We start from the raw sequence: 9,052 nt of genomic DNA on the forward strand, positions 1-9,052 counted from the left end.
GGCTTCCGGGATGACGACGATTGGGGACGGACAGGCTGGTCTCGGCCTAGAAACCGGCCTTCGCGAACGCCCTCTCGGCGCGTTCCTTGATCTCCAGGCCCGGCAGGGCGCGCTCGCCTTCCATGACGGCCACATAGGTCAGGCTGCGTGTCGGCTTGCCGGGTCCGGTCGGGACCGGTCCAACGGACCAGCCGACCGTGTTTGCGCCCGTCCCGCTGGGGCAGCTGGCGAAGCGGGCGGGCTTGCCGATTCCGGCCTTCAGCGTCGCCTCGGCGGTCGTCTGGCCGCCGTCGCAGGACGGCAGGTTGCGCGAACAGGTGATATAGCCGCCACCGCGCCAGACCACGCGGCCCTGCCCGTCGGCGACGATGACGCAGGTGGACGGCGAGCCGATCGAGCGCCCGATCGCCTGGGTCAGCGCGGTCTCGTCGACATCCTTCGGCAGCTTGGCCGAACAGGCCGAAAGGCCCGCGGCGGCGAGCGCGACCAGCGCCAGGCGACGCATCCGTCAGGCCGCCTTCTTGATCAGGTTGCCTTCGTCCAGCAGCACGACGGTCGGGGCGTAGTTGCGCGCCTCCTCGGCCTGCATCTGGCAGTAGGTCACCACGATCACCAGGTCGTTCTTCTGCACCAGGCGCGCGGCGGCGCCGTTGACGCCGATGACCTTCGAGCCGCGCGGCGCCTCGATGGCGTAGGTGGTGAAGCGCGCGCCATTGGTGATGTTCAGGACATCGACCTGCTCGTTGGGCAGGATGCCCGAGGCGTCCAGCAGGTCGCGGTCGATGGCGATGGAGCCTTCGTAGTCGAGGTCGGCCTGGGTCACCGTGGCGCGGTGAAGTTTGGCCTTCAGCATGGTCAACAGCATGGCGGGAAGTCTATCCCTTTGAATGGAATGAGCTATCTCAGGGCCGCCACACACAAGGCCCACTGATCAGGTTCGCCATATAGACATGAACCCGGTCAGGTTCAATCGCACTGCAACATGACGTCGCGGCACGTAGCCGGATCAGAGCTTGTAGCCGCCGGCCTCGATCTTGGCGAAGGTGGCCTTGGTGATCTTCACATAGCCCTTGGCCGGATCGCGGAAATACAGCGGATCCTTGGTTCGCGCCGGGTCGAAGCCGTCGCCGACCAGATCGATCTTGCGATACTTGAAGGTGCCGGTGGTCTCGATCTCCTGCTGCAGGCGCACGAAGATCGGCCGCGCGTAGCTGGGCAGTTGCTCGTCGACATGCTTGGCGAAGGCGGCGATGTCGAACTCGGGATCGGTCACCAGGGCCGCCATGCCCGCCTTGCCGTCCAGGTCGCCGACCTTGACGCCATAGACATTGACCTCGAGCACATGCTCGACGGCCGCCAGGCGCTCGGCCACCTCGCTGGTGGCGACGTTTTCCCCCTTCCAGCGGAAGGTGTCTCCGATCCGGTCGACGAAATAGATGTAGCCGTCGGCGTCGACCCGCATCAGGTCGCCGGTGCGGAACCAGGAATCGCCCTTCTGGAAGACGTCGTGCAGCACCTTCTTCTCGGTGGCGGCCTTGTCGGCGTAGCCGACATAGTTGGAGCGGGCGTCGCCGGCGATATGGCCGACGCACTCGCCCACCTCGCCGGGCGCGCACTCGACGCAGTAGCCGTCAGGGCCGCGCACGGGGGTTTCGTGCTCGACGTCGAACTTGACGACGCGGATATTGAACTTGCTGCGCAGATAGCGGGGCACGCGGCCGATCGCGCCCCGCTTGCCGTCGAAGTTGAACAGCGAGACGTTGCCCTCGGTGGCGCCGTAGAACTCCAGCACGTCGCCGACCTTGAACCGGTCCAGCATGTCGTCCCAGACGTCGGGCCGCAGGCCGTTGCCGAAGATCAGGCGGATCTTGTGGGCCCGTTCCAGTTCGTGCTCGGGCTGGTTGGCCAGATAGCGGCAGAGCTCGCCGATATAGACGAACATCGTGCAGTTCTCGGCCACCACTTCCGGCCAGAAATGCGTGGCCGAGAACTTCTTGCGCAGCACGATCGAGCCGCCGTTCAGCAAGCCCGCGCCCAGAGCGCAGAGGCCGCCGGTGGCGTGGTAGAGCGGCAAGGTCACATAGATGCGGTCGGTTTCCTTGGCCCCGGTCGAGCCGGCGAAGCCGCGCATGTAGAGCTGAGCGCGCATGTGGGTGATGCGCGCGGCCTTGGGCATGCCCGTGGTGCCGCTGGTGAAGATGTAGAGCGCGGTGTCCTTGGCGGTGATCCCCTCACGCGCCGTGACGCGGTCGGGACGCAGTTGGCTGCAGCTCTTCAGCGCCTTGACGAGATCGCGCTGCTCGCCGTGGACCGGGCCAAGCACCCACTGCTGCATGTGCCGCTCCAGCCGGCCCTTCACGTCCTCGAAGCAGGGCGAGGTTTCGGCGTCGACGATGCAGTGGATGGCTTGGGAGATGTTCAGGCAGTGGGCCAGGGCCGCGCCGGTCAGCTGGTTGTTGATCAGGGCGGTGGCGACGCCGACCTTTGTCAGGCCGTACCAGACGGCCAGGTATTCCAGCCGGTTGGGCATGAACAGCGCCACGGTCTGGCCGCGCGTCAGCCCCTGACCCTTGGCCCAGTGGGCGTAGCGGTTGGCCATGGCGTCCAGCTCGGCGTAGCTGATCGTCTTGCCTTCGAAGGTCATGGCGGGGCGGTCACGCCACTTGTCGACGGCAGCCTCCAGATCGTCACAGATCAGGTTGGCGCTATCAGGGACGATGGATTTCACGCGCTTGAGCGTCCGGGTCAAACCCTTGAGGAACCGGATTTCCCGGCCGATCTTTTGACGCAAACGCATTCTTGCTCTCCCTTCGAACACCATTGGAGAGCGCCGGGCGGCCGGTCAAGCCGCCGCGTGCTGCATTGCAAACCTATCGCCGTTCTTGGAAACGCCACAAGCGAAAGAGCAGCTCCCGGCGCGCTCGTGACCTCGTAAAGCCTTACGCTAGGTCACTTTCTTCGCAAGGACACCCCAGGCGAGGCCGGGCGCGGCGCGGAAAATCCCGCGCCGCGCCGCCAAGTCTTGGAGCCTCTAGCCGACCGCCAGGCGACGCTGGTCGTCGCGGGCCGATTTCAGCTTCTCGGCCACCAGGAAGGCCAGCTCCAGCGCCTGCTCGCCGTTCAGCCGCGGATCGCAGTGGGTGTGGTAGCGATCGCCGAGATCCGTCTCCGACACGGCCCGGGCGCCGCCCAGGCATTCGGTGACGTTCTGGCCGGTCATTTCCAGGTGGACGCCGCCGGGATGCACGCCCTCGGCCTGGGCGATCTCCACGAAGCTCTTCACCTCGCTCAGAATCCGGTCGAACGGACGGGTCTTGTAGCCGGTCGAGGCCTTCAGCGTGTTGCCGTGCATCGGGTCGGTGGCCCAGACCACAGAGCGGCCGGCGCTCTTGGTCGCGCGCATCAGGCGCGGCAGGCGATCGGCGATCTTGTCCGAGCCGAAGCGGCCGTACAGGGTCAGGCGGCCCGGCTCGTTGTTCGGGTTCAGCACGTCGATCAGGCGCAGCAGGTCGTCGCCCTCCATGGTCGGGCCGCACTTCACACCGATCGGGTTCTTCACGCCGCGCATGAACTCGACGTGGGCGCCGTCCAGCTGACGGGTGCGCTCGCCGATCCACAGCAGGTGGGCGCTGGTGTCGTACCAGTCGCCCGAGGTGCTATCGACGCGGGTCATGGCTTCCTCGAAGCCCAGCAGCAGGGCCTCGTGGCTGGTGAAGAACTCCACCCGGCGCAGGTCGGGCTGGGTGTCGGGGGTGACGCCGACGGCCGACATGAAGGTCAGGGCTTCGCTGATCTTCTCGGACAGCTCGCGGTAGCGCGCGCCCTGCGGGCTGTCGCCCACGAAGCCCAGCGTCCAGCGGTGGATGTTGTAGAGGTCGGCGTAGCCGCCGCTGGCGAAGGCGCGCAGCAGGTTCAGCGTCGCAGCCGACTGGCCATAGGCGCGCAGCAGGCGCTCCGGATCGGGCGTGCGCTCCTCGGCCGTGAACTCCATGCCGTTGATGATGTCGCCGCGATAAGAGGGCAGGGTCACGTCGCCGATCGTCTCGATCGGTTCCGAGCGCGGCTTGGCGAACTGGCCGGCGATGCGACCGACCTTCACCACCGGCTTGCCGCCGGCGAAGGTCAGCACCACCGCCATCTGCAGGATCAGGCGGAAGGTGTCGCGGATGTTGTCGGCGTGGAATTCCTTGAAGCTTTCGGCGCAGTCGCCGCCCTGCAGCAGGAAGGCCCGGCCTTCCGCCACATCGCCCAGCAAGGTCTTCAGACGGCGCGCCTCGCCCGCAAACACCAGCGGCGGCATCTGGCGAAGCGTCTGCTCGACCCGTTCCACAGCGGCCGCGTCCGGATAGTCGGCGGGGATGTGCTTGGCGGGTTTGGCTCTCCAGGCGGCGGGGGTCCAGCGGGCGGTCATGACAAGCTCGATAACAACAAGGGGCGGGGTAAATACCGCGAATGGAACAGAAAGGCAAAATCATGCGGCCGAATGCTGCCAATCCGCCCAGGCGAGAAAGTTCGTTGTCGTACTACCTGGGCGAAGCGCTCGATTTTTGCGCGATACCGCAGGCGATGACGGCCATGGCGCCGAGGGCCAGCCACCATTCCTGCCAGACCCCGAAGCTCACGCCGCCGATCACCAGATAGGATACCAGAGCGCCCGCCGCCATGGCGCCGTTGCGGCGATCCTTATCCGTCCAGGCCAGGATCCGGTAGAGGATCCAGGCGAAGAAGGCCGCGCCCATGGCCGCGCCGAACGCCCCCAGCTCCAGCCACAGCTGAAGCGCCGCATTATGGGTGTGGAGCGGGATCGCCGGGACGAACGTCCGACTGGCGTCGATCCCCCAGCCACGCAGGGCGTGATCGACGATCCGGTCGGCGGAGAAGGCCCAGATGTTCAGCCGCTGGTCCCACGACGGCGGCGCCAGACGGTGCAGCCAGCTAAAGAGGCCGGACCGCACGCCCCATAACACCACCATGGGCGCGAAGATGAAGGCGCCCGAAACGATCGGAATGAGGGCCCTGACCACCGGCTTTCCGATGAACCGCACGCCAAGCCACGCCAAGCCGCCCAGCAGCAGCGCCGCGATCGGCGCGTCCGCGCCGGTGAGATAGGCGCCCAGCGCCGTCGCTCCTCCGATCGAGGCGACCAGGATCCGGGCTTTCGGCGACTTCCAGCCCTCGATCAGCCGCGCGCAGGGCCACAGCAGCAGGACCAGGGGATAGGCGCCCATCGACACCTTGACCATCGCCACGTCGGGCGTCACCGGATCGCCGCTGGCCTTGCGCAGCGCCTGGTAGAGCGGAGCGTGCAGCAGACCATCGACGAAGGTGACCAGGGCCAGCAGCCCCGCGCAGACCAGCATCGCCCTGCCCGCCAGCCGGGCCGAGCGCATCGACATCTCGCCAAGGGCGGCGACCGCGGCGCCATAGAGCCCAAGCTGCAGGAACAGCTTGATGGCCGTGAAGTTCTCGACGTCGTCGAACTTCTTCAGTTCGGAAGGATCGGGCGCGGCCGGGGTCCAGCCCAGGCTGATCAGCGCCCAGATCGCCAGCAGCGCCAGGGCGAACATCGGCAGCAACGGCGGGCGCGACCGCCGCAACGTGGGAACGGCCAGCAAGCCGACCAGGCTGAGCAAGGCGGCGAACTGCTTGGGCGCCAGGTAGCCCAGCAGCGGCGTCATCGCCATCATGAAGACGGCGAGACCGCCCAGCCAGCGCGTGCGCCGCTCCGAGAGGGGCGCCAAGACGCCCGAACCCGTCATCCAACCCCGCCGACTTCGACGGGAACGTACTTCTCGCGCATCGTCACCAATTCCTCGGCCAAGGTCGGGTGGACGGCGCAGGTCGAATCCCACTGCGGCTTGGTGACGCCCATCTTCACGGCGATGGCGGCCATCTGGATGATCTCCGGCGAATCCGGCCCGACCACGTGGACCCCGACCACCTTCTGGTCGTCGGCCTTGACCACCAGCTTGATCAGGCATCGCTCCTGGCCGCCGTAGAAGGTGATCTTCATCGGACGGAACACCGAGCGGTAGATGTCGACCGTCCCGAACGCGTGGCGCGCCTCGGCTTCGGTCATGCCCACCGCGCCGACGGGCGGCTGCGAGAACACCGCCGAGGCGACCATGTCGTGATCGAAGGTGGTCGGATTGTCGTAGAACTCGGTCTGCGAGAACGCCGCGCCCTCGCGGATCGCCACGGGCGTCAGGTTGATGCGGTCGGTGACGTCACCCACGGCCCAGATGCTGTCGACATTGGTCTTGGAATAGGCGTCGACCGCGATCGCCCCGCGTTCGTTCAGCTTCACGCCCGCCTTTTCCAGGCCCAGGCCCTGGACATAAGGTTCGCGGCCCGTGGCGAACATCACCGCTTCGGTCTCGAAGGTGAGGTCGTTGCTGAGGGTGCTGACCAGCGTCCCGTCGGGCGCCTTCTCGATGCTCTTGTGCGAGCAGCCCAGCACCACCTTGATCCCGCGCTTTTCCAGCTCGTCGGCCAGGTGCGCGCGCACGTCGTCGTCGAAACCGCGCAGAATGTTGGCGCCGCGATAGAGCAGCGTGGTCTGGACGCCCAGGCCGTTGAAGATCCCGGCGAACTCCACGGCGATATAGCCGCCGCCGACGATCAGGATGCTCTTGGGCAGGGCCGGCAGGTGGAACGCTTCGTCCGAGGTGATCCCGAACTCCGCGCCCGGGAAGTCGGGCCGCACCGGGCGGCCGCCCGTCGCCACGAGGATCTTGCGCGCCGTGTAGATCCCCGCGTCCTTGCTATCCTCCTTGGGCAGCACCTCCACGGTGTGGGCGTCGATGACCTGGGCGCGGCCATGCAGCAGGTGGGCGCCGGCCTTCTGCAGGTTCATGACGTAGATCCCCGACAAGCGGGCGATCTCGACGTCCTTGTCGTGCAGGAAGCTCTTCCAGTCGAACTTCGCCTCGTTCACCGTCCAGCCATAGCCCTTGGCCGTCTTCAACTGGCTGGAGACCTCGCTGGCGTAGACCATGAACTTCTTGGGCACGCAGCCGCGCACGACGCAGGTGCCGCCGACCCGATACTCCTCGGCCACGCCGACCTTGGCGCCGGTCATGGCGGCCAGCCGGGCCGCTCGCACGCCGCCCGAGCCTGCGCCGATGACGAAGAGATCGTAGTCGTAGTCAGCCACGGCGGCCTCCTGGAACCTGAGCTTTGAGCGGGCTTATGTAGGGCGTCAGGGAACGAGCCGCACTACACCCTCGTCCGTGCCAATCAGCGCCTCGTCGGCGAGGTCGAGGAACAGGCCGTGATCGACCACGCCGGTAACGCTCTTGAGGGCCGTGGCCAGGGCGGAGGGCTCAGCGATGCGGCCAGAGGCCATGTCGTAGATCAGGTTGCCGCCGTCGGTGACCACCACGCCCCGCTCGGCCATGCGCAGGCGCGGCGGCGGCAGGTCGAACTCGGCGGCGATATCGGCCAGGCGATGGCCGGTGTGAACGTGGCCAAAGCGGACCACCTCGATCGGCAGCGGGAACTTGCCCAGGGCTTCGACCTTCTTGGCCGCGTCGGCGATCACGACGCAGCGGGTGGAGGCTTCCCAGACCAGCTTTTCGCGCAGCAGGGCCGCGCCGCCGCCCTTGATCAGGCTGAGACCCGGGCCGATCTCGTCGGCGCCGTCCACGGTTAGGTCGACGGTCTTGACGTCGTCCAGGGCCGCCAGCGGGATGCCCAGTTCGCGCGCCAGGGCCCCGGTGGCGTCCGAGGTCGGCACGCCGCGGATGTCGGTCAGCTTGCGGGCGGCCAGCGCCTTGACGAACCAGGCGGCGGTGGAGCCGGTGCCCAGGCCGACGGTCATGCCGTTCTCGACAAGCTGGGCGGCGGCTTCGCCGGAGATGCGCTTCTGGTCGTCGGCGCTCATTTCTTCTGATCCTTCTTGGCCTGCTTGAGGGCGCGGAACTTGGTCGCCCATCCCGCCTTCGTCGTCTGCTCAGAACGCGTCAGGGCCAGGGCCCCGTCCTCGACGTCCTTGGTGATCACCGAGCCCGAGCCGGTCATGGCCCCGTCGCCCACCCGCACGGGCGCGACCAGGGCGCTGTTGGAGCCGATGAAGGCCCCTTTGCCGACGTGGGTCTCGAACTTCTCGAAGCCATCGTAATTGCAGAAGATCGTGCCGGCCCCGATGTTGGCCTTCTCGCCGATCGAGCCGTCGCCCAGATAGCTGAGGTGGTTGGCCTTGGCGCCCGCCCCGACCTTGACCTTCTTGACCTCGACGAAGTTGCCGATGTGCGCCTCGGGGCCGATCTCGGCGCCCGGCCGCAGACGGGCGTAGGGACCGATCAGGGCGCCCTCGCCGACGATCGCGCCTTCCAGGTGACTAAAGGCCTTGATCACCGCGCCGGCCTCGACCCTGACGCCGGCCCCGAACACCACGAACTGTTCGACCACCGCGCCGGCGGCGACCTGGGTGTCCCACGACAGGTGGACGGTGTCCGGCGCGGGCATGGTGACGCCCTCGACCATCAGGGCGTTGCGGCGGGCCTTCTGCCAGACGGCCTCGGCGGCGGCCAGCTCGCCCTGCGAATTGACGCCCTGCACCGAAGTCTCGGGTGCGAAGGCCGCGCGGGTGGAGAGCTTGCGGTCATGGGCCAAACCCACAACGTCAGTGAGATAGTACTCGCCCTTGGCGTTGTCGTTGCGGACGTCAGCCAGCAGGCTGAACAGCGTCGAACGGTCGGCGGCCAGGACACCGGAATTGCAGTGCTTGACCTGCTGGGTGGCGAGGTCGGCGTCCTTCTCCTCGACGATGCGCAGCAGCACGTGGCCCGGCGCCAGGATCAGGCGGCCATAGCCCGTCGGGTTGAGCGCCTCGAAGCCCAGCACCGCCACGTGGGCGCCGGCGCCGATCAGGTCGAACAGCGGCGCGATCACCGGGGCGGTGGTCAGCGGGCAATCGGCGTAGGTGACGACCACGTCGCCGTCGAAGTCGGCCAGCGCTTCCCGCGCGGCCAAGACGGCGTGGCCAGTGCCCAGCGGCGGGTCCTGGACCACGGTCGAGTTCGGACCAAGCCGCTTGCGGACGCTCTCG

General features: G+C 67.4%; 8 protein-coding genes. All 8 read right to left on the reverse strand.

Translation table 11 applies throughout. The features are described from left to right. Positions 1-46: 46 nt before the first annotated feature. Positions 47-505, reverse strand: a complete 459-nt coding sequence (locus tag VJ655_RS08855; protein WP_324110701.1) for a hypothetical protein — start codon at positions 503-505, stop codon at positions 47-49. A gap of 3 nt (positions 506-508) precedes the next feature. After that, positions 509-865, reverse strand: a complete 357-nt coding sequence (gene panD, locus VJ655_RS08860) for an aspartate 1-decarboxylase (RefSeq protein WP_324110702.1) — start codon at positions 863-865, stop codon at positions 509-511. 141 nt (positions 866-1,006) lie between these two features. Next, the gene (locus VJ655_RS08865; protein WP_324110703.1) at positions 1,007-2,797 is read right to left on the reverse strand and encodes a long-chain-acyl-CoA synthetase; all 1,791 of its coding nucleotides are present in this window, start codon (positions 2,795-2,797) and stop codon (positions 1,007-1,009) included. A gap of 234 nt (positions 2,798-3,031) precedes the next feature. Continuing rightward, positions 3,032-4,411, reverse strand: a complete 1,380-nt coding sequence (locus VJ655_RS08870; RefSeq protein ID WP_324110704.1) for a class II 3-deoxy-7-phosphoheptulonate synthase — start codon at positions 4,409-4,411, stop codon at positions 3,032-3,034. A 112-nt stretch (positions 4,412-4,523) separates the two neighbouring features. After that, on the reverse strand, positions 4,524-5,759 hold the full coding sequence (locus VJ655_RS08875; protein ID WP_324110705.1) for an O-antigen ligase family protein: 1,236 nt from the start codon (positions 5,757-5,759) through the stop codon (positions 4,524-4,526). Continuing rightward, positions 5,756-7,156: a glutathione-disulfide reductase gene (gene gor, locus VJ655_RS08880; protein ID WP_324110707.1), complete on the reverse strand. Its 1,401-nt coding sequence runs from the start codon at positions 7,154-7,156 to the stop codon at positions 5,756-5,758. The genes VJ655_RS08875 and gor overlap by 4 nt, the downstream gene beginning before the upstream one ends. A 45-nt stretch (positions 7,157-7,201) precedes the next feature. Next, a complete protein-coding gene (rpiA, locus tag VJ655_RS08885) occupies positions 7,202-7,885 on the reverse strand; it encodes a ribose-5-phosphate isomerase RpiA (protein WP_324110708.1) in 684 nt (227 codons plus the stop codon). After that, on the reverse strand, positions 7,882-9,052 hold a 1,171-nt coding region (gene glmU, locus VJ655_RS08890), incomplete at its 5' end, for a bifunctional UDP-N-acetylglucosamine diphosphorylase/glucosamine-1-phosphate N-acetyltransferase GlmU (protein WP_324110709.1). The genes rpiA and glmU, both read right to left, overlap by 4 nt.

It is taken from the genome of Caulobacter sp., assembly GCF_035254145.1.
GTDB lineage: Bacteria > Pseudomonadota > Alphaproteobacteria > Caulobacterales > Caulobacteraceae > Caulobacter.